Below are 22,916 nucleotides of genomic sequence, written 5' to 3' on the forward strand. Positions count from 1 at the left end.
AAATATGTCCAGAACTTTAAATCTTCCCATGTTATATCGCATAAAAGTTTTCTATCGATTCTTAGTTGTTTTCGGTATGGGTTATGCCTGTATGGTGTACTTAAGTCTTGGACTAACTGAAATTTTCCATTTGAACTTAGACAAACCAGAAGCTATCTATTTGGCGGCCTTTATTTCTATTTTGTTTTATGTATTTTTCGTGATTGTTGGTTTCTGCATCCAATCATTATTGCGACTGACCATTTTATCAATCGCACTATTTGCCCTTTTCTTTATTGTGACACGGACGGTAGGTTATGCATAAAGGTATACGTCAATCTATGGCATGGCTCCACTCGTGGACTGGTTTAATTTTTGGATGGCTCGTATTTGCTATTTTTTTAATGGGAAGTTTGTCTTATTACCGCCATGAAATTAATTTGTGGATGCAACCACCCCTTGCACAATTTGAAATAAAACAAGATGTGGCAATTAAAACGGCATATCAATACTTACAAGAACACGCTTCAGATGCTAAATCTTGGTATTTAACTGTTGCTACATCTGAAAGTCCGGTAAATACGATGTATTGGGAAAAACCAGATGGTAGTTATGGAAATGCAACCCTCGATGCAAACACTGGTCAAGAATTAAAACTTTCTGCGACTGAAGGCGGTGACTTTTTCTACCGTTTCCATTATCAACTTTTTGGTGTCCCGATATTAATTGGGCGGTTGGTCGTATCTTTAGCAGCTTTTATTATGTTGATTGCCTTAATCTCAGGCATTATTACTCATAAAAAAATCTTCACCGATTTTTTTACCTTGCGTACCTTTAAATCACAGCGCTCATGGTTAGATTTTCATAATGTTTCATCTGTTATTGCACTGCCCTTCTTTTTAACAGTTACTTTTACTGGCTTGGCTATTTTCTTCTATCTATATTTGCCTTGGGGAATGCAAAAACTCTATCCAGAGAATCCATATCAATATTTCAATGATATACGTACAAAAACAGTCACAGAAAGTACAACACCGCATCCTGCACAGAATTTACCAGTTGAAAAGCTATTAGCTCAACTTAAACAGCGTTGGGGAAATCAAACTTTAGCAACTATGAGTGTTAAAAATCCAAATACGAATCAGGCTCAAATTACGTTTATTCAGCAAGAAGACCATTCTATTACCCGTAATCAAGCACAAATCACATTAGATGCTACAAATGCTAAAGTCTTGGGTGATACACGTAATCATAGTCCTATTGCCACACTTTATGCTGGAGTATATGGCCTCCATATGGCAACTTTTGCTCAGCCTCTACTTCGCTTAGGATTGTTTTTCTCTGGCATTTTAGGCTGTGTAATGATTGCCTCTGGCTTGTTGCTTTGGAGTCTTAAACGCCAACTTCAAAGTAAAAATAGTCAGTTTCATTTCGGGTACTATTTAGTTGACCGTTTAAATGTTGCTACCTTTGTAGGTTTGCCTTGTGCAACTCTTGCTTATTTGTATGCGAATCGATTGTTTACTGTCACGGCCACCACTGTTAATTATGAAATTTATAGTTTCTTCTTCGTGTGGCTCATGAGCTTTATTATTGCGCTCATCACTAAAAAACAATATTTATGGCAAACTCAGCTAGGTATTTTTATTCTACTTTGTATTGCACTCCCTATCTTGAATATAAGTTATTTACTAAAAAACAATTATATTCAAAACTTTAGTGGTTATTGGGATTTCGCACGTATAGATATATTTTTCTGGTTATTTGCAGCTTTAGCCTTTTTTATATTTCTTAAAATTAAGCCTATTCAAAATAAAGCTTCAGATAAAATTCAAAAAAAGCTGAGTAAGTTAAATATTGAGGTGAATTCATGATGTTCTTTGTGTTTATCCTGACTTTACTAGGCATGTATTTACTATTCATATCGACTGAAAAATATCGCTCACCGAAATCAACTGGTCATTTCAAACCTTTAGTTCAAAAATATTATTCATTGTTGAGGATATTGGCCTTTTTACTATTTGCGTTGAGCGGGTTTATTCTCATCAAAAAATATGGTTTTTCAATTGGTTTTGTTAGCTGGTGGATCTTTGCAACACCCTTAACCTTTTTACTGATACTTTGGCTTAATCCGCTCAAGCCATCAAAAACTTCATCTAAGTCATCAATTTGAATAAAATTTCCTCAAGCTAAGCATGATTTTGATTGCTTAGCTTTTTTTTGCATAAGTAAATCATTATTCATGACAACTGTTTATCTCTAAAAGGAATAAGATATCTGCGTTTCGTGATAAGTGGCGATAAAGATGTCTGGTGCTTTTGAATTTATCTTAGCGGGTATGTTAGTTGGCTTCTGTGTAGGTATTACAGGAGTTGGTGGTGGATCATTAATGACACCAATTTTAATTGGTCTTTTTAGGATTGAACCGCATATCGCAATTGGTACTGATCTACTTTACGCCGCGATCTCTAAGTTCTGTGGATCGATGGTTCACGCAAAAAAACTTAATATCGTGTGGCCGATTGTTTTATGGCTAGCCGTCGGCAGTATTCCTGCATCTTTTGGTACTGCGTGGGTACTTGAGCATTATTTAAGTCAGTCAACTCATTATAAAGCTGTATTAACCATGGTATTAGGCTTTATGTTGACCTTAACTGGTGTTTCCATCATTTTCCGTACTCGTATTGAAAAGTTCTTTAATAAATTCCGAAATAAAGAGAATACTCAAACTGAAAATGAGCAATTAGCTGTTCAAAATAAACGCACCTATATTGTGATTATGGGCATTATTCTAGGTGTATTCGTAACGTTATCATCTGTTGGTGCTGGTGCCTTTGGAATTATGGCACTCGTGATTATGTTCCCAAACTTACCAATGATTCGAATTATTGGTTCCGATGTCGTACACGCCGTACTCTTAACCCTAGTCGCAGGTCTTGGGCATATGAGTGCCGGTAATGTCGACTTTGTGCTGCTTATGTGGTTATTAGTAGGTTCAATTCCGGCAATTATTATTGGAACCTTAATTAGCTCACGTATGCCGGAACGTTTAATCCGTAAAATTTTGGGTATTACACTATTTGCTCTTGGTGTTAACTTTATGGTCCACCCAGTCAAAGCCAAACCAAAAGCAGCTGTGGTACAACAACAAGCAGTAGTTGCTGAAAAAACAGGCAACTCGACCGAAAGATAGTAAAATCAATGGGATTTTTCCAAACTGAATTGCCATGAGATGTAGTATTTTCATAATTATTTCATGGTATATTCAGTACACAAAACAACCTTTAGTATGATCGAACCAGTGACAGCAATGACTACACATTCAAATTCCGTTTCCAAGCCAGATATCGACGACGTTAACATTAAAAGCATCCAAACTCTTGTAACACCAGCTGAGCTTAAATCAGAACTTCCGTTATCTGATGTTGCTTCACAAACTGTTCTAAAAGGCCGCGAAACTATTCGTAATATTTTAGATGGTTCAGATAAACGTTTATTTGTCGTTATTGGTCCTTGCTCTATTCATGATCCAAAAGCTGCTCACGAATATGCTGATCGCCTAAAAGCGCTAAGCGAAAAGGTTAAAGATACTTTATATCTGGTTATGCGTGTTTATTTTGAAAAACCACGTACCACAATTGGCTGGAAAGGCTTAATTAATGATCCGGATATGAATGACTCATTTAACATCGAAAAAGGTTTACGTATTGGCCGTAAACTTTTGCTTGAGTTAAATGAAAAGGGTTTACCTTGTGCAACTGAAGCACTTGATCCTAACTCTCCACAGTACTATCAAGACTTAATTTCTTGGTCTGCGATTGGTGCACGTACAACCGAAAGCCAAACTCACCGTGAAATGTCTTCTGGTCTATCATCACCAGTAGGTTTTAAAAATGGTACAGACGGCGGTTTAACTGTCGCAACCAATGCCATGCAGTCTGTTAAATATGGCCATAGTTTCTTAGGCTTAAATGAAGACGGTCAGGTTTCAATCATTAATACAAAAGGTAACCCTTACGCACATGTGGTATTGCGTGGTGGTAACGGTAAACCAAACTACGATGCTGGCTCTGTTGCAGAAGCAGAAAACGCTTTAGCGAAAGCAAAAGTAAGCAACAAAATTATGATTGATGCAAGCCACGCTAACTCGAATAAAGATCCTTACTTACAGCCGCTTGTTCTTAAAAACATTACTGAACAGATTTTAGATGGCAATAAGTCAATTGTAGGTATTATGGTCGAAAGTCATCTAAAAGGTGGTCGCCAAGATATTCCTGACAATCTTTGTGACCTTGAATATGGTAAATCAGTAACTGATGGTTGTATTGACTGGGAAACTACTGAAAAGACCTTGCTTGAAATGCATGAAGCTTTAAAAGAAGTTTTACCAAACCGCTAATTCATCTTTTTAAGATTGAAAATTAAGCCCTCATTTTTTGAGGGCTTTTTTATTTTATTGAGGTGGAATTTAACATCAAACTAAATAAAAATAACTTACGACAAAAGTAAACATCAGTACAGTTTCACCTATTTCAATCGCTGCACCGACGGTATCCCCTGTAATACCGCCAATCCTTTTTATAAACACATGTCTTAAATAAACAAGACTGATTAAAAAACCAATGATGGCAATAAGCCCTTGCCACCCCCAATACAAAGGTAATAGCAGAACGAACCCAGTTATTATCCATGAAGCAGTTTTGGGTAAATGGTCTGTCAAAGAACGGCCTAAGCCTTTTTCGCGAACATATGGTGTAGTTAAAAACAAAATAGATGGCACCACACGCCCAAGGATAGGAATGCATATTAAAAATAAAGATTGATGCTGTTCAATCAACACATAAACTAGTGCAAATTTGAGCAAACATATGATAACTAAGCTGAGGACTCCAATTGGACCACAACTTGGATCCTTCATGATTTGTAAAGTACGTAGTTTATCTCCAAAACCACCTACCCACGCATCGGCAGTATCTGCTAGCCCATCTAAATGCAATCCACCCGTTAGCCAGATCCATAAAGCGAGTACGATTGCCGCAAGTAAAAGAGCGGGTAATTTAACAAAAATACAGGTAACAAGAAAAAGTATGCCCCCAATAATCAGACCAACTAGAGGATAAAACAGAATAGCTCGACCATTTTGTTGCGCCGTTGGTATTGTTTTTAGCTCAATAGGCAGAACAGTTAAAAATTGCAATGCTATCCAAAAAGGTGTCATATCCAAGTCTCTAACTGGTCTATATTTAAAAACAAATTGAATTATGAAGAAATAAAAATGGGAATAGCAATCCCTATTCCCATTAAAGACTTCAAAAACTGAAAATCTATTGCATTTGATAGCACTGTTTCAATTTGATGTAGTCGTAGTAAAAACTGGTTGGTGTATAACGTGCATAGTTACATGCAGATTTGAACAAAGTTTCTTTTTCGTTATAAAGCATTTTAACCAAAGTAGAGCCTTGGCTATTTTGGTAAATATCCCACTGTACATTTGCCGCCATAGGTGAAACTACTTCACCACGCCATGCACTTGTCGAGTAATTATAAGTCTGGCGTAGTGGTAACGGCTGCATCATATTATGCAAATCTAAGCTAGTTGCCAGAGGAATAATAATTTCAGCATGGGCAAACCGTAAAACTGCTTTGTAAGGTTGAGCTTTATTCACTACGGCGTCAACTTGTTGGAACAGATCCTGTTTAAGTCCTTGAGCGATTTCACTGGTGACTTTATTTGATTCTGTAAAGCTTGGGCCTTTTTCGTAAAAATCATTGGCGTCATTAAATTCAGCATAAAATTTTGCGGCTTCCAAAGGCATATATTTATCAAAATCAATACCTTTTAACTCATCTTTCATACCACCAGAAATTGAATAGAGTTCATAAATATAAGCCGCTGCATCAACTGCGCTGGCAATTGTATTTTTCCCCTTACCTTTTTCTGTAATTTGCTCACCTTTCGGCGAAGTTACTGTAAATGATCCGGTATTGCTAAAGCTATAACCAGTGGTACCGAGCTTTTTAATGAAGTCAGCTTTAAAAATTGGGCTGAGTACCAGTTGGGCAGTTTTTTCAGCCTGAGTATTTTTTGTTAACTCATCTAACTTTTGAGCTAAATCTTTATTATTTTCTTCAAAATCTTGATAAGCCTGACTTGCATCATAAATTTTTTGTTGGCTAACACTCAGTGGTTGAGCTAAGTCTTCGTCTGCATTCAAGCTATGAAAATAAAGTTTAAAACGATCAACGCCGCCATCTTCAACACTCGGCACGTTTTCACTTGATAAATTGGTATAAGACAATGGAACAATTTTATCTTTCAGTTGCGGTTGTTGTTTAATGAGTTCAGCAGTGAAAAATTTAGCACTATCTACCGCACGGTCTACTCCAGAACTTTGTACCAATATAGACGCCTGCGTATTTAAAAGAGTTGGTAAGCGCTGTAATAAGCGATCGGCAATACCGCGGTGTTCTAAAATACCAGTCATGGTTTCATTTCCATAACCGTACTGACGGATCCCTTCAACACCATAACCTAACAAAATATTCGCTTTCATCATTGCTTCTAAATCAGCACCTAATTGCTCACCTAGTGGCGTTAAGGCATTTTCAGCTTTCGCCTGTTTCCATAAATTATAAAGTGCTAAATCATATTTCAGACTTGATAAACCTCTCGAACCGTGACGTGCCACTAACTCTGTAAAAACTGGCTGGAACCCAGTCGGCGCTTGTTCATAGCTTTTTAAGTCTTGTTGAGGTTGGTAAGGCGTTTTCGTTTGATAATATTTTGATGGGTTTGTAGATGGTGCAGTTTGAGCTTCTTGATCATCATTGTTATTACAAGCCGCGAGTAATAATGATGCTGCAAGCACAGTTGTTTTAAATAAAATATTCATAAGCCAGATGTATGGTTAATAAGAAATGCCAATAGCTTAGATACTAGCAATGACAGTTCTATTACACAGGCTAAAATAACATTTTAAAAATAATAACTTACAAGTGTATAAAAATATAAAACTACTATCTTAACTTAAAAGTTAATTGACCATCTGTTTCAGAAAATTCGAGTGAATATAATTTTCCAAGCTCTGCCGGCATTTTAAGTAAGTCATCTAGAGGCTGTTGTCTGGCTAAACAAGCCAATAGCTTAATCACACCGCCATGAGTAACAACTAAAGCATGCTGTAAGTTTTGCTTTTGCATATGCTCCAGCAAATCTTGAAAGCCTTTAAGAACCCTTGTTTGAAACTGGTCTAATGTTTCTGCGCGAGGTGGACAATATTGACTTGGTTTTTGCCAAAAGTTTGCCAGTAATTCGGGTGAAGTTTCATAAATTTGCTGAGTTGAGATGCCTTCCCATTCACCAAAATACATTTCTTTTAAGTCATGATTTACAAGTAAGGGGAGTTCTGCTGTTTTGGCCAGTTGCTCGGCAAAACAAACACATCTTTTTAAGGATGAACTTACAATGACATCCCATGGCTGATTTGAAACTTGCTCAATGGTTGACTGCATTTGCTGCCAACCTTTTGCCGTTAACTTATCATCTAAATGGCCACGTAAGGTATGGCTATACTGGCTTTCTCCATGTCTGAGCAAATCAATGCTAAATTTAGCCAATTTTATTCCCGCTTACAGCCGCTTGAGCGAAGGTAGCCATTTGGTTATGTAAAGCGCAAGCCATTTTAACCAATGCCAAAGCAGCGCCAGCACCACTACCTTCACCTAAACGCAAATTCATTTTTAAAATTGGGTCAGCATTGAGTTCTTGTAAAATACGGCGGTGTCCATATTCAGCCGATTGATGACCAAACAACATCCAATCACGCACTTGAGGATTCATCCGCACAGCACATAAAGCGGCTACAGAACTAATAAAACCGTCTACAATCACAGGTAAACCCACTTGCGCACAGCGAATGTAAGCACCGACAATTGCCGCAATTTCCAAACCACCTACAGCACATAGTGTTTTGAAGACATCACCAATGACATGTTTATGATGAAGTTCAATAGCTTTTTCAATTACTTCAATTTTATGTCTTAACTGATCAGCACCAATTCCTGTACCTACTCCAGTCAATTGCTCGGCAGTATCATTTAATAAAAGGCATGCTAAAGCAGAGGCAGAACAGGTATTTCCAATCCCCATTTCACCTGCAATATAAATATCTGCACCTTTAGATTTGGCCGTGTCTACACTGTTTTTACCTAACTCTAAAGCAGCACGACATTCATCTGCATTCATTGCAACTTGTTTAACAAAATTTGCTGTGCCGGCACGAATACAATGACGTTCAACACCTGCATATTCGTATGCTTCGCCTGCTGTACCGCAGTCAATCACTTGCAAATGAGCTTGATGATATTTGGCAATGACACTAATTGCCGCACCGCCAGTTGTGAAGTTTTGCAACATTTGACGGGTAACAGCTTGAGGATATGCAGAGATATTTTCTTCAACTACGCCATGATCACCAGCAAAAATTGTGATCCATGGATGGCTAACTTGTGGATGTGCATTTGATTGTAAACTGGCAAGTGTAATTGCAATTTGCTCTAAATCACCTAAGGCACCAGTAGGTTTGGTGAGCTGGAGTTGATGTTGCTCAGCTTGTTGTTTTGCATCTAAATTAGGTTGCTGTACGGATTCTAACCACCAGTTCATTTTTATTTCTCACCTTTTAAAATCATTGGAAAACCAGCCACACAAAACACAACCTTATTTGCAATTTGCCCTAGAGCTTGATGTAGTCTGCCTGCTTCATCGACAAACCGACGACTGATCTCACCGAGTGGCACAACGCCTAAACCCGTTTCATTACTTACTAAAATAATTTCTGACTCGAGTGTGGGTAAAACTCTTAACAGCTGCTCACACTCAAATTGTTGAATATTTTGATCTTCTAAAAGTAACAAATTGGTTAGCCAAAGTGTTAAACAATCCACCAGAATAATTTGGTTAGGTCGATCAATTTCTTGCAGAGTTTTTGCTAAAAATAATGGTTCTTCAACCAAAGACCAGTGAGCAGGACGCTGATTTTGATGATGGACAATACGGCTTTGCATTTCTGGATCAAGCGCTTGTGCCGTAGCCACATAAGTGACAGCTAATTGCATAGATATGGCCGTTTGTTCAGCCAATCGGCTTTTGCCAGAACGGGCACCACCTAAAATCAATTGCAACATGAATCACCTAAAAACAAATGCTCATACGGATACAGCTGACCTTGTAAAGTTTGAGCCTGATAATAGCCAAAGGTTAAATGCTCAACTTTAAGATCAAATTCAGCCTGTGTGTATTGTACAGGTAATTGAGAAATTTTTTGTAAAATCAAATTACTACTATAGTCTTTCTTATACAAACCCAATGTAATATGCGGACAGTAATCTAAAGCGGCAATTTCATTAGAAACTGTACCTAATTTTTGCCGTATGAGAGATAAGTTATTTTCGATGTCTTGGACTTCTACAAATAAAGCACTGCTAAAGCTATCAACTGATCCAATTTTTAATTGAAATGGTGCAATATCTTCTTTTCTTAAAATTTCCCTTTGCTGCACAAAGTCACTAAAACAAAAGTCATCACCATGAACTTTATTTTCATGGGTCAAGAATCCACATATAAACAGCGTGACATGATATTGACGGTGATTAGGTTCTACTAGATATTCTGAAAAATGCGCACGCAATTGATCTAAATAATGAACTAATTTCTGATCATTAATTTCTAGATACCATAAAGCGTAATTCTGACGCCCACGATGCCATTCGGGATAATCCCGTATAGGTGTCGGCACCATGAGTGTTAAGGGTTTTAGCAACACAGTTTTAATTCAAAATCATTCAAGTTGTGTATTAAAACATGTTTGCTTTTAAATTGTAGAGCCTTAATTTATTAAGCGAATTTAAACATATTGAGTACCTGTAATTTTGGCGTTGGTAATACTCATGTTCAAGGATTGTTTGTCTTGTTCAGAAAACAAATATTGAATAAGTTGAACCAATTCAGCTTCAAGCTGTCTTCTTTGAGTTGTACTCAAGTCTAGGTTCTGAATTTGTTGCTGCAGATGTTCAACAGCTTTAGTCTCTTCAATTTCTAAAAATTGAATCGCATAGGCATAACCTAAAGCAGCACCTTTTAATAAATTTTTATAAGGCAAATCATGACAAATATTCACAGCAATTGATGCCATGACACGTTCATTATGATTGAGTTTGCGTAGTGGATCTCTAGCTACGCGTTGACAAGGATCTTTAAATGCATATTCACATGAGTCTAGAAAACTTTGTGACATTCGATCCAGATCTTTTGCATAGTTAGGTAATACAATTGCAAGTCCTTGCTTCACTTCTGCAATTAAGTTCTCTGCAAATGCTTTAACTGAATAATCGCCCATGGCAACACCAATAGATTCATAACCCATTAAAGATGCATACCAAGCAAGCATCGCATGTACACCATTCCATAAACGATTTTTAATGAGTTGAATGTCAGTAATTTGGTCAACCAATACCACCTGACGCAACTTTTCAAGTAAAGGACTGCCTTTCTCTACATAGATTGGCATATCAGTTTCACTATGGAACAAGATTAAATCCATGCTTTGTAAGATATGTCCCGGCTGGAAATTACGGCGCATGTTATCAACATAGATAGAAGCCTGATTTAGTTGATCTTGATTCAGTTTATTACAATCTTCAATTTCGATTTGGTCTTCTTGCTCCACATCTTCTAAATGCTGTTCAAGAAAATTATGCTTAATACGAAGTTGACGATATAAATTCTGATTAGAAAGTTTTGAAACCATGCGATTAACTACGGTGTCGCAAAAGTAATGTTCTTTTAAAATATGCTCAGTCACATCTTCATCATTGGTCAACTCTAGCAGAGCTTCTCTAAGATGCTTCATAACCAAATATTTCGCGCCGACTTTATTTAAAATAATTAGAAAAGTTAGTGGTTCAATACATGTTTCAAGTTGCGAATTAAAACGCGCATATAATCCTTTTGCAATTATCTTTGATTCAGGTTCGATCGCTTGCTCAGGCAAACAAAGTGCGATCAAACTTGAATGTGTATACATCTCTAACATTTGTTGTTCATTGTCAGAATCAACAATGGTCATATTCTCAATACGTTCATCATAAGAAAATTGTCCATAGCGAATACTATAGGTTCCAAACGCATTTACAGCTTCGCGGAAAAGACTATTTCGTGTTGACGCAATTATACGTTTTGGTTTCGTATAACCATCCCAATGCGACAAGATCTGCGCTATATAACCACCGCCAATAGCACCGAAACCATGTATTCCAACAGTAAGCTGATTCAGACTTTGCGGAAAAGGTTCCTGTATCTCTGGCATATCCATAACGGGAATAAATTGATCAAGATCAGTTAAAAAGACGTACATCTGGTCATAATAAAAATGCGCTTTTTCCAGCATTTCATCATTTGGTTCTTTAATATCTTTTAATAAAATCGTTAAACCTTTCGATGTATGTGCTGAAGTTAAACCATTTTCCGAATCTTCAAACATAAGACACTGGTTAGCGTCTAAATGAAGTTGACTAGCCGCTTTTAAAAAGATTTCTGGATGTGGCTTCCCTTGTTCTACTTCATCCCCACAAGTAATGACATCAAAAAATTTATAAACATTTGCATTAATTAAATATTCTTCGGCAATTGCTCTACGGCTTGAAGTAGCCACAGCCATTCTTAAACCAGATTTTCTTAAACGCTCTAGAACTTGAACCAAACCTTTTTTAATAGGTACGCCGTGTTTTCGAATATGTTCTAGTTCCATCTCATCGGCACGTTTTCGGATTTCCTTATATGGAACATCTACTCCGTATAAACGTTGTGCAAGCTTTTCCGCTGTAGTCGCACTTAACCCCAAACATTGCATTAAATATTCGTGTGAAAACTCCTGCCCAATGAGTTCTTGAGATGCCTGTTGCAATGTTTGAAACCGCAACCGTTCAGTATCAAACATTGTCCCATCCATATCGAAGATAGCTCCATGAACAGGTTTTCCATGAAAAATAAGCACGTTTTTACCTCTTTTTTGATCATGTTTTATTCAGGGTATACAAAAAATTGCTAAAAAAGGCAGGATGATAATAAATGAAACATTAGTGGTTATTTTTTAATCAAAAATATAAGCAATCTGTTACTGAGAAGAGTTAAAAACTCAAAAAGGTTGAACAATATAAATAATTCTGAAACTGAGTTTAAACACAAAAGTAGCAAGCCTTCCTCGCTTGCTACTTTTGCTTCTTCTTTTTATGCGCTGATCATGTTTATTTTTCTTAGGTCCATTTACTGCTAAACAAACCTGCATTGTTTTTATTATGTCTTGCAGGTCTACCCATACCAGAAATTAACTCGCTTTTTGCTGTAATTTTTGTTGCGATGCCTGGTATAACTCAAAAAATCTGTCATAGAACTTTTCACGGAAACAGTAATACAACATTGCCGTTTTTTCCGGCATTGGAATTAAGCCCTGCTCTTCATAGCACATGTCTTCTACTACGGCCGCATAAGGCTTCACTGTATGATCTGGCTCTCCTACAATTCTATTTGTTGGGGAATTTTCAAAAATATAGAAATTCAATAAACGAATTGTTGGGCGCAAAAAGCCTTGACCAAAAGCAGATTTCTCCCCAAATAGTAAATGCCAACCTAAATCATTGTCTTCACCTTTATAATAACGAGCTAGGCGATCACGCTTCCCTTCATAAATTTCGGCATACCCCACGTCTTGACCATTGATTCCTACAATCATTAAACGTTGATGATCATCAGCTAGCATTTTTTCAAAATAAACTTTGAGTTCTATTTCGCTTTTATTTAATTGCCACTGAGGAATAACGTGTGGCTCATGCATCCAGCGGTGTAATAGTGGTATATCTTGAGGATACTGAACCTGACGTAATGAGTAGCTAACATCATTTTCAATATATTCAAAATAATCTGGGAGCTTTTGTGAAAGCGTAAGCATTATAACGGTCCTTGCTATGACATAACCTATAATTGATAATGATAATCATTTTTATTTAAGATGCAAGCTTATTTTTACTATTTTTTTTATTGCATAAATTATGGACAAAAAATTCAGCTTTCCCCTGCTAATATTTAAGGTACCAACTCAACAATCGAGAAAATAATTGCAACGACGATTACCATTAACCAAATAGGAATAAAATATTTTCTAAAAAAATAAAAAACAATAATTTGCAAAAAGAAAGCGGTTGTGATGATGGCAAAAAACCATGATAAGACTCCTACTGAGCTTCCTTCAAAGGAGCAATTCAAAAACAATGAACTAAGCAAAAATAATATGGTTGTTCCATATAAAATTCGTCTAGATGTACTTTTAAGCCAGCTATATTGAAGCTTTTTCTGACCAAATTGGCTGAGCATACATGCTTGCATTATGGCAGCAATAGCCCAAAATAATGATGCAAAGCTCATTTGGCCTCTCCTAACGTAATAAATTTGGTTTGGTAGAAGCGTAGTACTACTAAATAGAATAACCCGAGCAGTATGAGCGCCAGATCAACACCAGCGAGAGACCAATGCACAGACTTTAAATTATTTAATAAAGAGGCTTCTGGTACCAGAACGACACTAATAACAGGAATAAGCAATAAAACAGCAGCCGTAATATATAGCATGATGATTATTCCCTTCCTTATTGAGTAGCTAAAGCTAATCAATAAGCTTAATAGCCATGCTATATAAAATGCAGAAACCTCGTATAGTTCCCTCGGCTCAAATGAAGCAGGTATAATCCGACCAACCATTAAATAAAAGGCTGAGGCAAAAGGCAGCCCTAAGAAAGTAAAAAAGTTCAAATGCTGTACTAATCTATATCCAAATTTCTTTTGTTCTTTGATGCGCTTTTTTTGCCATAATAATGCGCCTGCAACCAACATGACACATCCTATTATTCCTAAACAAGCCAAAATAAAACGCATCCAGATAGAAGCAAAGTAACCTAAATGAATCCCATAACTTGATGAACCTAATTGTGCAATTGCACTTAAATTTCGTGGCTGATTGAGTCGTTCAGCCGTATTTGTTGCAAAAATATATTGAGGTGTATTTAAGGTAATAATATTTTTATAGTTATAGTCAAATGTAATCACCCCATCTGCTGTATTAGGTTTTTGAACTTCAAATTTATCTAAAATAGCTCCTGATTCTGTTCGTTTAGGCATTTGTTCCATGAAATGATTAAAAGGTTGCATCGCTTCTGTTAAGGAAGGTTCTCGAGGTTTTGCCATCTCGGTAAACTGCATTTCATTATAGAACTTTGGTATACCAGCTTTACCATATTGTTCCGATAACCCCCACGGTAAAACTAGATAAAATAAAATTAACAGCCCAGTAAAGGCCATCACCAAATAAAAAGGAAAAGTGATAACTCCTGTTATGTGATGAAGATCTAATAAAGAACGCTGTCCTTTAAAAGCCCTAAATGTAAAAAACTCTTTAATAATTTTCTTATGTGTAATCACACCTGTGATTAAACTAATTAATAGAATTAAAGCAACAACTGCTACAACTAAGCTACCGAACGTGCTTGGCAAAGGATAAAGCGTGTAATGTAGTTTGAAAAAGAAATCTCCACCCAAAGTCTTCCGTACAGGCCCCAATAGCTCACCGGTATTAGGGTTTTGTAGCTCTTGATGTTTCCCCTCTTTATCCTGCCATTGAAGTAGGTTCACAGGCATCCGCTCATTGGCTACTGTAACTCGCCATCTTTTGGCATTTGGTGCATGTTGATTGAGATAGTTAAACGCAGTTTGCGCAGAATGTTGTGCAGAAGGGATTGTTTGAATATGGCTGATTGCTTCTGGCTGTGCCCAAACATTAATTTCCGTCCGAAAATAAGCAATAGAGCCCGTAAAAAAAATGAAAAAGATAACCCAAAGGACAATAATTCCAAACCAACTATGTAGTATTGCCTGAATTTGACGAAAATTCATTTAAGCCACTCCCCATTTAGCTAATAGCCAATAGCTCACTAGTAACGCTACGCCTAAGCTATTGATCATCCAAAACCATAGTTTTGATAAAATGGAACTCATAAAGACAATATAAAAAATAAAAAAGATAAAACTGATAAATACCGAAAAATAAACATTCTCTGCTTTAGCAAAAGGTAACCATTTGGCCAAAACAAGGCTGAGCCATGAACTGTAGCAATAAGCGGCTAAACAGATAAAAAAGATCCTGCTATAGGTAAAATTAAAATTTTCTTGTTTTTTTAGATGACTCATTTAAATGGCCTTAAAAATTTAAATATGCCAGATTTGATTGAAAGAAATACCTGCTCTATACAGGCATCTCTTTCGTTAGTTGCATTAATAGTTAAAAGTATAACTTAAACCATAAGTACGGCCTTCTGCAGGGATTGCTAACAACGGATTAGCATTAGAGACGGCTGCTTGCTGAGCAAATACTGTTCGATACTGACGGTTCCACACATTATAGACGCCAAAATCTACACGACCTTTCCAAGCCGGGAAATGTGCTAATACATCCATAGTGGTATAACCTTTGATTTGCGCAGCACTATTTGCGTCATTCTCTACAGCTTTTCTGAAAGCTTCATCTTGAGTTGTTGCAAATGCGGCTAATTCACGGTCATCTTTATAAGCTTTATTTGTTCCTTTAATAGCTTGCATCTGAACACGAACACCATACCCTTCATTATTATCCCATTCAGCAAAAAGAGTTCCTTTCACAGGAGCAACCGTAAATGAGTTTAATTCATGCCATTTATTCGCCACGTCTTTATACTGACCACGGGTATATCCTAAAGTGCCACCGACCTTATAATTTTCCATAAATGGATAACTAATAGTTGCTTCCGCCCCGTATACTCTTTGATCTGTATCTACAACCTTTGCTGCACGATTGTTGAATTGGACAGTTTTATCCGAAGTATTGTAAAAACCAGTCAATCCCAGATTTAGGCCATCATCCTGATTCAAACGCCAACCTAGTTCATAACTATTTACTGTAATTGGCTGTAGATTTGCTGTTGAAACGGTATAAGTAGAAACATCGCGCAACATACGTTGTACGTCAGGGAAACTAAAGCCCTGAGAGAAATTAGCATATACCTGCTGTGCATCTGTAAGTTTATAAACTGCACCTAAATTAAATAACGGCTTATCATCATGTGTTGATCCTGCCGGAACCATTGTTGTCTCTCGGCTAGGAATATAAGCATCGGTATCCGCTTGAATATATTGGTAACGAATACCTGCTTGCAAGTTCAATTTATCCGTAACTGCATAATCGCTTTGAACAAATGCCCCAATATTTTGAATTTCAGTATTTGGTCCATAACCTTTACGTTGGCCTGTTGGCGTATACACTAAATAAGGATATTGAGTTGCCAAAATATCAACAAATTGCTTATCTTTTTCCCAATCATAATCAAGGCCATAGGTTATTTTCATATCCCGATTGGCAATATTAAGATCGGTTTGCATAGTTGAACGTAATCCAGCTACTTCAATTTCTGATTGAGACTGGTTTACAGAAGTCACGGATTTATTTGATAAGCCATATGGGAAGAAACGTGATTTTTCATTTCTATAATATGCTTCAACATTTAGTATTTGGCCTAAAAAGTCTTGATTTTGATACTGTGAATTAACAGCATAACGCTCGGTAAATAATGGATTACTAAGCTTTAAACCTTTAATTGCCTTATAAGTTGGCGTTGTAGCATCATTACTCTTAGAGGTTGTCGGTAAATAAGAGTAATCAGGTCCGTAGTCAGTATCCTGCTTATCTTTATAGTACTGGGCACCAAAGCTCAATGTCTGAGTATCATTTAAATTGAAATTTAAACGCCCATTTACATCGATAGTATCAGTGTCCATCGTACTACCTTGCCAAGGGCTTAAGGAAATTCTATCGCCATTTCCATCAAATTGAGACCCTCTACTTGTAAAATTAGCCCCTAAGAAACCATCCATATTGCCTTTATTAAATGAGACAGATTGTCCGACTTCATAAGCTAAGCCGTCACTACGGAATGTATCTGAAGATGTAATGCCTACTTTTGTTTCAAAGCTAAGTGGTTTAGATGTATCTGCTCTTTTAGTAATAATATTAATAATACCGCCAGTAGCACCTGACCCATAAATACTAGTCGCACCTGAAATTACTTCAATGCGTTCAATCATACCAGGACTAATACTATTTAATTGACGAGAAACATCGCGAGAACCTGTTTGCGAAACGCCATCGATCATGACTAATACGTTTCGTCCACGCATTGTCTGACCATAATTACTTGTTGTTCCACTACTTGATGCAAGAGATGGTACAAGTTGAGCAAGAATATCAGCAACTTTACGACCCGCCGTAGCTTGCTGGATAATTTGTTTCTGATCAATAGATTGAACTGTACCTGCAATCTCTGCAATATTTTTTGGTGTACGAGTCGCAGTTACTACAATCTTTTGCAATTGGGTTACTGGTTTTTGTGTTGCATTTTCGCTTACTTCAGCCGTTTGAGTTACGGTTTCTGCATAAGCCTGCTGTGCAAAAATAGCCGATATGGCAAGACAACAAGGTGTCATCTTAAAAAGTACTTGTTTTGAACGTATGTGATTACGTGATTTAACCCCAATCTTATTGTTTACATTCATTTTTTCCATTTCTCCCTAGCCCAAATGTTACTCAACGATTTTTCAAGAGGCACGACATCATACTAAATACGAACATTAATGAGAATGATTTTTATTAAAAATAATAGTCATCTATCTTATTTTTTAAAAAGAATTCATTTTTCTTATTTTGTTCATTTTGCTCAAGTATTTGAAATTCTTTTAAATATTGCTGTGCCACATCCATTTTTATTATAAATATTCCATCTGCATCCCCTACAATCAGATCTCCAGTTTGTACAATGGTATGATTAATATGAATCTTGGCATCTATTTCAACGAGACTTTCCCCTTCATTACGAGTGGTTAAACAACTGGTTGTATGAGCAAATATAGGAAGTTTGAGTTTAAGTAAAGCCTGCCGATCTGTAATAGCACCTAAGACCACAACCCCAGCCAGACCACAGTGTATAGCGGCTACACTCCTTTGCTCTCCCCAGCAAGCACGTTGTAGATCATATCTTGCATCAATAACGAGAACTTCATTTGGTTGACAACTCATCAAGACTTGTCTTAAACCACTCGCATTGATCGACTCAATCCGAACCGTACGTACAATCCCTACCACCTTATCTTCAGGTCTTAAGGGGAATACCTGTGGAATATATCCCTGATCAAGTACATGACCAATAGTAGAGGTTGCTATTTCTTTATATGCTGTAACAAGTGCTTTAGAAGTATCAATTTGATTCATCTTTAAATTTTCCGATTTCTTTTAAACGTAAGGGACAATTACGGCATAAGGTTTGCTCAGCCTCTTCGAGCTGAAAATAGAAACAGCATTTTTGTCTCATAAAAGTATTAAATTCTGGATGCCATCCATTCCATAAACGCATAAATGGATTTTCAGTTAAATAAAAACTTTCGGCAGTTTTTGACTTAAAGAATTGTTTTTGCCGTTCTAACCGAGACTGTATATCCGGATTTAGATTTTGCTTTGTAAAAGAATGATAAAACTGTACTACTCGAACAGCTACATTTTCCCAGAGTAATACATAAGGTACACGACCTATTTTCGCTAACTGCTTAAATAACAGATTAAGTTGTTCTATCAAGTCATTAAACTCTTGCAAATGTATAATCTGAAAAGAATAAAAACTTGTTTGGTTTAACTGTAAAGTCCTATCCCAATACCATTGTTCCGGCAAGTCTATAACTAATGCTGAACTATCCCATTTTACAAATGGCAAAACAGCTGCATGGCAATATAAAAAAGGTAAGATCCAACTTGTACACCAATATTTGACAAACAATGAGGTCGCACAAGTTAGATTTTTAGCATGAATACGTGTTGCAAAATCCTGTAACACCTGTCGACATACATCATCATTCAACAGACAATCTAAGGTTGTTGAACTTTCAGGTAGTATTTGAACATTTAATTTCAGACGCTGTTGCAATATAGGCAGAGTTGCGCACTTCTCTGCCTGTATTTTAAAAGACGTATTCATCGTCAGATATCACTAACAATTTAAGGCATACCAAAGTGGGTTTCGGGTTTTCCCAATTCCCGATGGCATACTACCAATCCGTGTATCTTGTTCTAGCAAAGGTCGAAGTAACTGCTTATATGGCCATTCAGGCACTTCAAATAGTAAATGTTGGAGCTGAGTCAAAATCTCTGGCTGGAAGTTTAGATTTTGAATAACTTGCTGTAACGCATGAGCAAGTACAGACCATAGATTCTTAACTTCAATTTGATAATGACTCGCTAAATTATCAACAATACACCCTAGATTAACCTGAATACCTAAAGTTTGAATATAAAATAACAGAGCCTCTACCGATTCATGATAAAGCGTATTTCTAAAATCATGGGGACTCAAATAATTAGGATCTTTCAATCCGCTTTGCTCTACCCAAGGTAAATAAATACGTAATGAATCATGATCACGGAACATCAATCCATCAAATTCGCCATTTTTCAACACAAGACATATGTTTTGCCCATGAATTTCACCCATAAGCCCTAAGCGGAATAATCGCAAATTTACATCAAAGAAACATGTACACAGTTTCTCAAACTCGATAAGTATCTGCTTGGAGTTTATTTCCTTGTGTTGAAGCTGCAAAATATAATCAAAAATGGCAGGCTCACCCATAATTGTATGTCCAAGACTTGCCATTGGTATAAGTTGATAAGGTTCTTGCAATAATTCAGCTGGAATATGACGGCGCTGAGCTGCCAAATGGGTAGGTTTCTCTACAAATAACCACTCATTGTCTGCTGTCCGGTCATTTTGCTTCTCGGGTAAATATGACCACCATTGTGTTTCTTCACAAAGCCATAATTTTTGTTTTAAGACAGCATCTTTTGCCTTGGCTTGCTGTAATAATTTCTGATTTTTTTCACCATTAATCATTTTCACAATAGGCAAAAATCTTAATGAACCAAGAGCTTTAATTCCTATCGGTAATTTTAGACTTTCTTCTAAAACATTTTTTGATAAGAGGCTACGCATAGACGCACTGGCATACATTCCTTTAGAGATAAAATTCAAAGGATGACAAACACCGTCGGCAATATCATCCGCATAGAACTTGGGAAATAAATGCTCAAATTGCCAAGGATGAATTGGCATTGCAATGTGGGTTTCATTTAACCCACGTTGAAACATTTCCTGTTTTAATTGATATCGCTCAGAACGAGGAATAAAAATTTCGCTTGGCTGTTGTTTGAAAATATTTTCTACCCCTTCACCAAACATCATTTTATCCTTATGTACAGCCACCCAATGAATAGATAATTCTTGAGCAAATTCCGGACAATATTGTATATACTCTTGCTGACTGAGACCTTCTTTTAATTTGGCTAAAGGATGATATGGGCGGTCCCGATAACCTGCATATTGCTCTAAAATGCGGAATCTATGTGCCAAGCTTTGATTCAATAAATCATGTGCATTTACCCGATGCTGTTGTAATAAATGATATTGCTTTAAACATTTTTGCAGCTGCTCATAAAAGGCTTGAACTTTATCAGCACTACAATGATTAAAAAGACCTATCGCTTGAATAAACTCAAAAAGTTCTATTATCCCAATCGCATTGATCTGAACATGATCATTTGTGCGTTCCAATAGAAAAACTTCTGTTTCATTAGCAAGCTTCCAGGCTTGAGTAATACCTTTTTGTACCGCAAACATGACCAAGCCTTGCCGACTCTCTTCGTGTAATAGCACAAAAGAAAATTGTTCAGACGTGTTTTTAAATACTTCTTGAAGATTTTTGCCATGTTGATTTAGCGCAGTTTGGGCAGTCGCAAAATCAAAAATAAACTGTTCAGGGATAATCGTTTCAACCAGAAGACTATTGATAAAATCCTGTAAGATTCCTTGGTCCATTACTTGATAAACGGGCTGAAGTGCATTCATAGATAAATCTCACTTCACCTGCAATTTAAAAGGAGCTAACGGGTTATCGACAAATTTAATTTGTATACTACGATCGCCAAATAAACGCCGTTTAGTTAATGACTCAATGCGCAATTTTTCGGCAAAAACATCAAATAATTGGTAACGTGAAGCATGCTCTGGATGTTGCTGCTGGTAATTTTGGATGACTTCCGCAGCCCATTGCCAAAAATTTTTTTCTGGAAGATCAAAGTTTTGATTTAAAAATATTGCAATATCGGTTAAAGCGACAAAAAACAGACAGGCACAGCTAAAATCACGAATACCATTTAAATCATCTGTCAAAATAAATGACATACTGTTGGTTTTTGCATGCTCAGGCGGCAACTGATCGAGTTCAGGAGCCAATTCAGGGTGTGCTAAATGTGCTGGACTATAGCGCACACCATCATGGAAGTCCTTTAAAAGAACTCGCGTTGGCCAACCTTGTTTATGTACAAGAATAATATTTTGTCCATGTGATTCAGTTGCAATTCCCTCCGCAAAAAGTAAATGAATCAAAGGAGTAATCACAACTTTCAAAAGTTGACGTGTCCATAATTCAACACCATATTGCTGTAACCATAGTGCAATTAATGCTTGCCCATCTTTTTGGATATGACTCACGCCATTTAACGGTATTGCATCTTCACCTTCACGTAAATATTGATGCACACTCTCACGCCATAGACATCCAATTGTGCCATAGGCCTGTTGAGCATGTGATTTTGGCAATTTAGTAAAATCCACGCTTAAACCATACACTTCACGTAATACAGCAAAATCAAGCTCTTGGGCGGTTTTGCTCTGTTTAATTAAACGTTGCAACCAGTCTGTAATAATTGGCCCATTCATTACTGTATGTTTTGCCAGAACACGTGAGCTTGATGTGTTAGTTAGACTCATGGACAGTTTGATATAAGGCTTTTCCGGATGCTGCAAGTTAGTCATAGTGCGTAGAGATTGTTGGGCTAAATAGCGATCCTGACTTTGCCCTAAATAAACAATTTTGCCATTTAGAATTTCTTCAGCAAAAATAGAAATTAAATGGTTTTCCCATTGCCAAGGATGAACCGGAATCCAAATATATTCATCAGCCTTCAAATCACGATCTGAGAGATGTTGCAGGAATAGCTCTTGGTCTTGTGAATTCAATTGCTCCTTAAAAAATAAATCTGGCTCTATATCTTCTGAATGTTTTTTTGCAACAATGTCCTGATGCACAGCCAACCAGACCAAGGCGATTGGTTGGGCGAACTCTACCCCATAGCGTACATTGTCTTGTAAACTAAAACCTACACGTGACTTGTAACACGGATGATATGGATGACCATCCATTAAATATGATTCTAAAATATCATATGGATATTGAATTGCCGGCAAAGCATAGTGATCAAAACATGCTTGAGACTGTAAATCATGAATAAATGTTCGTTTTAATTCAAAAATAAAATCTTCAACTTTTGCTGCATCGGTTATGGTTCTAAGAATTTCATCAATAACTAAATTTAAAGTAGCAATCTGATAATGACCGTTTTCATCTTGACGAAATACATCCTGATTGCGGGCGAGGCGTACCAGTTTATAACTATATTGTCTTTGCCCTGCAGCGACATAACGAATGGTTTGGCACTGACTATTTTGTACTTCTATAATAAAATTTTTTCCATCATATTCTGAATGAATAATATCTTCAAAAATTAAAGCTTGAAGTAATTGTTTAATAACACGTTGCTCAACATATTTTGCCTGATCCGAATTTGGATGCTTCCAAGCCTGTAAAGCATTTTGAATCACATGTGTATTTGATAAAACTGGATGTAATTGTCCCATTTTTATTAA

At 36.7% G+C, this 22,916-nt stretch carries 21 protein-coding genes; 5 read left to right on the forward strand and 16 right to left on the reverse strand.

The window, feature by feature from the left end:
* Positions 1-4: 4 nt before the first annotated feature.
* The 5 genes from RFX69_RS15725 to RFX69_RS15745 all read left to right on the forward strand — a co-directional run bounded on the left by RFX69_RS15725 (position 5) and on the right by RFX69_RS15745 (position 4,378).
* The gene (locus RFX69_RS15725; protein WP_029641982.1) at positions 5-304 is read left to right on the forward strand and encodes a hypothetical protein; all 300 of its coding nucleotides are present in this window, start codon (positions 5-7) and stop codon (positions 302-304) included.
* Positions 297-1,853 (forward strand): PepSY domain-containing protein, encoded by a 1,557-nt coding sequence (locus tag RFX69_RS15730; protein ID WP_024432796.1) that lies wholly within the window; start codon positions 297-299, stop codon positions 1,851-1,853. Before RFX69_RS15725 ends, RFX69_RS15730 begins: the two co-directional genes overlap by 8 nt.
* Positions 1,850-2,152, forward strand: a complete 303-nt coding sequence (locus tag RFX69_RS15735; protein WP_024432797.1) for a hypothetical protein — start codon at positions 1,850-1,852, stop codon at positions 2,150-2,152. The genes RFX69_RS15730 and RFX69_RS15735 overlap by 4 nt, the downstream gene beginning before the upstream one ends.
* A 132-nt stretch (positions 2,153-2,284) precedes the next feature.
* Positions 2,285-3,172, forward strand: coding sequence for a sulfite exporter TauE/SafE family protein (locus tag RFX69_RS15740; protein WP_000011876.1), 888 nt, complete (start codon positions 2,285-2,287; stop codon positions 3,170-3,172).
* A 96-nt stretch (positions 3,173-3,268) separates the two neighbouring features.
* The gene (locus RFX69_RS15745) at positions 3,269-4,378 is read left to right on the forward strand and encodes a 3-deoxy-7-phosphoheptulonate synthase (RefSeq protein WP_000572397.1); all 1,110 of its coding nucleotides are present in this window, start codon (positions 3,269-3,271) and stop codon (positions 4,376-4,378) included.
* 75 nt (positions 4,379-4,453) lie between these two features.
* Here the strand turns inward: RFX69_RS15745 and RFX69_RS15750 are convergent, their stop codons facing one another.
* The 16 genes from RFX69_RS15750 to RFX69_RS15825 all read right to left on the reverse strand — a co-directional run bounded on the left by RFX69_RS15750 (position 4,454) and on the right by RFX69_RS15825 (position 22,907).
* Positions 4,454-5,197 carry an adenosylcobinamide-GDP ribazoletransferase gene (locus RFX69_RS15750; RefSeq protein WP_000187500.1) on the reverse strand — a complete coding sequence of 248 codons (744 nt, stop codon included), beginning with the start codon at positions 5,195-5,197 and terminating at the stop codon, positions 4,454-4,456.
* Positions 5,198-5,303: 106 nt separating this feature from the next.
* Positions 5,304-6,872 (reverse strand): histidine phosphatase family protein, encoded by a 1,569-nt coding sequence (locus RFX69_RS15755; protein ID WP_272231910.1) that lies wholly within the window; start codon positions 6,870-6,872, stop codon positions 5,304-5,306.
* A gap of 124 nt (positions 6,873-6,996) precedes the next feature.
* Complete coding sequence (locus RFX69_RS15760) at positions 6,997-7,596, reverse strand: histidine phosphatase family protein (protein ID WP_280006719.1); 600 nt, start codon at positions 7,594-7,596, stop codon at positions 6,997-6,999.
* Positions 7,589-8,644: a nicotinate-nucleotide--dimethylbenzimidazole phosphoribosyltransferase gene (gene cobT / locus RFX69_RS15765; protein ID WP_289332456.1), complete on the reverse strand. Its 1,056-nt coding sequence runs from the start codon at positions 8,642-8,644 to the stop codon at positions 7,589-7,591. Before cobT ends, RFX69_RS15760 begins: the two co-directional genes overlap by 8 nt.
* A gap of 2 nt (positions 8,645-8,646) precedes the next feature.
* Positions 8,647-9,165 (reverse strand): bifunctional adenosylcobinamide kinase/adenosylcobinamide-phosphate guanylyltransferase, encoded by a 519-nt coding sequence (gene cobU, locus RFX69_RS15770; RefSeq protein ID WP_163049722.1) that lies wholly within the window; start codon positions 9,163-9,165, stop codon positions 8,647-8,649.
* Positions 9,153-9,779 carry a 2'-5' RNA ligase family protein gene (locus RFX69_RS15775; protein WP_289332460.1) on the reverse strand — a complete coding sequence of 209 codons (627 nt, stop codon included), beginning with the start codon at positions 9,777-9,779 and terminating at the stop codon, positions 9,153-9,155. Before RFX69_RS15775 ends, cobU begins: the two co-directional genes overlap by 13 nt.
* A 105-nt stretch (positions 9,780-9,884) precedes the next feature.
* Positions 9,885-12,032, reverse strand: a complete 2,148-nt coding sequence (gene mtlD, locus RFX69_RS15780; protein ID WP_289332455.1) for a bifunctional mannitol-1-phosphate dehydrogenase/phosphatase — start codon at positions 12,030-12,032, stop codon at positions 9,885-9,887.
* A gap of 330 nt (positions 12,033-12,362) precedes the next feature.
* Positions 12,363-12,983: a GNAT family N-acetyltransferase gene (locus tag RFX69_RS15785; RefSeq protein ID WP_000956973.1), complete on the reverse strand. Its 621-nt coding sequence runs from the start codon at positions 12,981-12,983 to the stop codon at positions 12,363-12,365.
* 134 nt (positions 12,984-13,117) lie between these two features.
* The gene (locus RFX69_RS15790; RefSeq protein ID WP_000006577.1) at positions 13,118-13,456 is read right to left on the reverse strand and encodes a hypothetical protein; all 339 of its coding nucleotides are present in this window, start codon (positions 13,454-13,456) and stop codon (positions 13,118-13,120) included.
* The gene (locus RFX69_RS15795) at positions 13,453-14,976 is read right to left on the reverse strand and encodes a PepSY domain-containing protein (RefSeq protein ID WP_057051740.1); all 1,524 of its coding nucleotides are present in this window, start codon (positions 14,974-14,976) and stop codon (positions 13,453-13,455) included. Before RFX69_RS15795 ends, RFX69_RS15790 begins: the two co-directional genes overlap by 4 nt.
* Positions 14,977-15,270 carry a hypothetical protein gene (locus tag RFX69_RS15800; protein WP_057051741.1) on the reverse strand — a complete coding sequence of 98 codons (294 nt, stop codon included), beginning with the start codon at positions 15,268-15,270 and terminating at the stop codon, positions 14,977-14,979.
* Between the two features lie 84 nt (positions 15,271-15,354).
* The gene (locus tag RFX69_RS15805) at positions 15,355-17,673 is read right to left on the reverse strand and encodes a TonB-dependent receptor (RefSeq protein WP_057051742.1); all 2,319 of its coding nucleotides are present in this window, start codon (positions 17,671-17,673) and stop codon (positions 15,355-15,357) included.
* Positions 17,674-17,758: 85 nt separating this feature from the next.
* Positions 17,759-18,376 carry an RraA family protein gene (locus RFX69_RS15810; protein WP_001071704.1) on the reverse strand — a complete coding sequence of 206 codons (618 nt, stop codon included), beginning with the start codon at positions 18,374-18,376 and terminating at the stop codon, positions 17,759-17,761.
* Positions 18,363-19,133: a (2Fe-2S)-binding protein gene (locus RFX69_RS15815; RefSeq protein WP_001097745.1), complete on the reverse strand. Its 771-nt coding sequence runs from the start codon at positions 19,131-19,133 to the stop codon at positions 18,363-18,365. The genes RFX69_RS15810 and RFX69_RS15815 overlap by 14 nt, the downstream gene beginning before the upstream one ends.
* Positions 19,134-19,145: 12 nt before the next feature.
* A complete protein-coding gene (locus RFX69_RS15820; RefSeq protein WP_057051743.1) occupies positions 19,146-21,056 on the reverse strand; it encodes an IucA/IucC family siderophore biosynthesis protein in 1,911 nt (636 codons plus the stop codon).
* A gap of 9 nt (positions 21,057-21,065) precedes the next feature.
* The gene (locus RFX69_RS15825) at positions 21,066-22,907 is read right to left on the reverse strand and encodes an IucA/IucC family siderophore biosynthesis protein (RefSeq protein ID WP_057051744.1); all 1,842 of its coding nucleotides are present in this window, start codon (positions 22,905-22,907) and stop codon (positions 21,066-21,068) included.
* Positions 22,908-22,916: the final 9 nt, after the last annotated feature.

It is taken from the genome of Acinetobacter sp. 148 (assembly GCF_031196675.1).
Lineage (GTDB): Bacteria > Pseudomonadota > Gammaproteobacteria > Pseudomonadales > Moraxellaceae > Acinetobacter > Acinetobacter baumannii.

Bases quoted from the DNA above. Each gene is read 5' to 3' on its own strand.
- RFX69_RS15725 (WP_029641982.1), top strand. From the start codon at position 5: ATGTCCAGAACTTTAAATCTTCCCATGTTATATCGCATAAAAGTTTTC.
- RFX69_RS15730 (WP_024432796.1), top strand. From the start codon at position 297: ATGCATAAAGGTATACGTCAATCTATGGCATGGCTCCACTCGTGGACT.
- RFX69_RS15735 (WP_024432797.1), top strand. From the start codon at position 1,850: ATGATGTTCTTTGTGTTTATCCTGACTTTACTAGGCATGTATTTACTA.
- RFX69_RS15740 (WP_000011876.1), top strand. From the start codon at position 2,285: ATGTCTGGTGCTTTTGAATTTATCTTAGCGGGTATGTTAGTTGGCTTC.
- RFX69_RS15745 (WP_000572397.1), top strand. From the start codon at position 3,269: ATGATCGAACCAGTGACAGCAATGACTACACATTCAAATTCCGTTTCC.
- RFX69_RS15750 (WP_000187500.1), bottom strand. From the start codon at position 5,197: ATGACACCTTTTTGGATAGCATTGCAATTTTTAACTGTTCTGCCTATT.
- RFX69_RS15755 (WP_272231910.1), bottom strand. From the start codon at position 6,872: ATGAATATTTTATTTAAAACAACTGTGCTTGCAGCATCATTATTACTC.
- cobT (WP_289332456.1), bottom strand. From the start codon at position 8,644: ATGAACTGGTGGTTAGAATCCGTACAGCAACCTAATTTAGATGCAAAA.
- cobU (WP_163049722.1), bottom strand. From the start codon at position 9,165: ATGTTGCAATTGATTTTAGGTGGTGCCCGTTCTGGCAAAAGCCGATTG.
- RFX69_RS15775 (WP_289332460.1), bottom strand. From the start codon at position 9,779: ATGGTGCCGACACCTATACGGGATTATCCCGAATGGCATCGTGGGCGT.
- RFX69_RS15785 (WP_000956973.1), bottom strand. From the start codon at position 12,983: ATGCTTACGCTTTCACAAAAGCTCCCAGATTATTTTGAATATATTGAA.
- RFX69_RS15790 (WP_000006577.1), bottom strand. From the start codon at position 13,456: ATGAGCTTTGCATCATTATTTTGGGCTATTGCTGCCATAATGCAAGCA.
- RFX69_RS15795 (WP_057051740.1), bottom strand. From the start codon at position 14,976: ATGAATTTTCGTCAAATTCAGGCAATACTACATAGTTGGTTTGGAATT.
- RFX69_RS15800 (WP_057051741.1), bottom strand. From the start codon at position 15,270: ATGAGTCATCTAAAAAAACAAGAAAATTTTAATTTTACCTATAGCAGG.
- RFX69_RS15805 (WP_057051742.1), bottom strand. From the start codon at position 17,673: ATGGAAAAAATGAATGTAAACAATAAGATTGGGGTTAAATCACGTAAT.
- RFX69_RS15810 (WP_001071704.1), bottom strand. From the start codon at position 18,376: ATGAATCAAATTGATACTTCTAAAGCACTTGTTACAGCATATAAAGAA.
- RFX69_RS15815 (WP_001097745.1), bottom strand. From the start codon at position 19,133: ATGAATACGTCTTTTAAAATACAGGCAGAGAAGTGCGCAACTCTGCCT.
- RFX69_RS15820 (WP_057051743.1), bottom strand. From the start codon at position 21,056: ATGAATGCACTTCAGCCCGTTTATCAAGTAATGGACCAAGGAATCTTA.
- RFX69_RS15825 (WP_057051744.1), bottom strand. From the start codon at position 22,907: ATGGGACAATTACATCCAGTTTTATCAAATACACATGTGATTCAAAAT.